We start from the raw sequence: 2,052 nt of genomic DNA on the forward strand, positions 1-2,052 counted from the left end.
TGAGCTAATCCCCCGTGCTGGTATTTTATTATACCATATTGTTGCTTGTTGAGCAATGGGCCTAAATGGATTCGAACCATCGACCTCACCCTTATCAGGGGTGCGCTCTAACCAACTGAGCTATAGGCCCGTTTAGTGAACCTCACTCAAAACTGAACAATGACAAATCCTAACTCTGTGTAGTTCCAGTACTCCTTAGAAAGGAGGTGATCCAGCCGCACCTTCCGATACGGCTACCTTGTTACGACTTCACCCCAATCATCCATCCCACCTTCGACGGCTCCCTCCTATTGGTTAGGCCACCGGCTTCGGGTGTTACAAACTCTCGTGGTGTGACGGGCGGTGTGTACAAGACCCGGGAACGTATTCACCGCGGCGTGCTGATCCGCGATTACTAGCGATTCCGGCTTCATGTAGTCGAGTTGCAGACTACAATCCGAACTGAGAATGGCTTTTAGAGATTGGCATGCTCTTGCGAGTTAGCGACTCGTTGTACCATCCATTGTAGCACGTGTGTAGCCCAGGTCATAAGGGGCATGATGATTTGACGTCATCCCCACCTTCCTCCGGTTTGTCACCGGCAGTCTAACTAGAGTCCCCATCTGAATGCTGGCAACTAGTTATAAGGGTTGCGCTCGTTGCGGGACTTAACCCAACATCTCACGACACGAGCTGACGACAACCATGCACCACCTGTCTTCTTGCCCCGAAGGGTTTCTCTTATCTCTAAGATATGCAAGAGATGTCAAGACCTGGTAAGGTTCTTCGCGTTGCTTCGAATTAAACCACATGCTCCACCGCTTGTGCGGGTCCCCGTCAATTCCTTTGAGTTTCAACCTTGCGGTCGTACTCCCCAGGCGGAGTGCTTATTGCGTTAACGCCAGCACTGAAGGGTGGAAACCCTCCAACACTTAGCACTCATCGTTTACGGCGTGGACTACCAGGGTATCTAATCCTGTTTGCTCCCCACGCTTTCGAGCCTCAGTGTCAGTTACAGACCAGAAAGCCGCTTTCGCCACTGGTGTTCCTCCATATATCTACGCATTTCACCGCTACACATGGAATTCCGCTTTCCTCTTCTGCACTCAAGTTCCCCAGTTTCCAATGACCCTCCACGGTTAAGCCGTGGGCTTTCACATCAGACTTAAGAAACCACCTGCGCTCCCTTTACGCCCAATAAATCCGGACAACGCTTGCCACCTACGTATTACCGCGGCTGCTGGCACGTAGTTAGCCGTGGCTTTCTGGTTAGATACCGTCAATCTACTAGCATTTCCTCTAGTAGCCGTTCTTCTCTAACAACAGTGCTTTACGATCCGAAAACCTTCTTCACACACGCGGCGTTGCTCCGTCAGACTTGCGTCCATTGCGGAAGATTCCCTACTGCTGCCTCCCGTAGGAGTTTGGGCCGTGTCTCAGTCCCAATGTGGCCGATCACCCTCTCAGGTCGGCTATGCATCATCGCCTTGGTAAGCCGTTACCTTACCAACTAGCTAATGCACCGCGGGGCCATCCTTTAATGATGCCGTAGCACCTTTCCCAACTTAACCAGGCGGTTAAATTGTCTATGCGGTATTAGCAGTCGTTTCCGACTGTTATCCCCCACTAAAGGGCAGGTTCCCCACGTGTTACTCACCCGTGCGCCACTAACCTTGACCAGAACAAGTTCTCGTCGCGGTTCGTTCGACTTGCATGTATTAGGCACGCCGCCAGCGTTCGTCCTGAGCCAGGATCAAACTCTCATGAAAGTTTCATGAGTCGTTTCAGACTCTTACTATTTACTAGCTTGTATATTTATAGAGTTACCACTCTGTCTCGAATTTATATTCGGGTATGTTGTGATAATTCAAATGAATTATCCCCTACACATTTTTGGTGTTTGTCTTTGTTCAGTTTTCAATGAGCTTCGTTGTTGCTTGCTTAAGCAACTTCTATATAATATCACGTTTGATTGAAACTGTCAACAAGTTTTTTCAACTTTTTTTACTTCTTTTTCAATCTTTCGTCTTGTTCGCTTGGAACTCCCTTATAGTATCATGATATCCAACACTC

1 tRNA gene and 1 rRNA gene are annotated in these 2,052 nt (G+C 48.9%); both read right to left on the reverse strand.

The annotated features are described in order from the left end of the window. Positions 1–56 precede the first annotated feature (56 nt). Positions 57–130: transfer RNA gene (locus tag B5D12_RS09995), tRNA-Ile, on the reverse strand. A 69-nt stretch (positions 131–199) separates the two neighbouring features. Beyond that, a 16S ribosomal RNA gene (locus B5D12_RS10000) occupies positions 200–1,748 on the reverse strand. Positions 1,749–2,052 lie beyond the last annotated feature (304 nt).

The sequence above is a fragment of the Globicatella sulfidifaciens DSM 15739 genome (genome assembly GCF_900167405.1).
GTDB lineage: Bacteria > Bacillota > Bacilli > Lactobacillales > Aerococcaceae > Globicatella > Globicatella sulfidifaciens.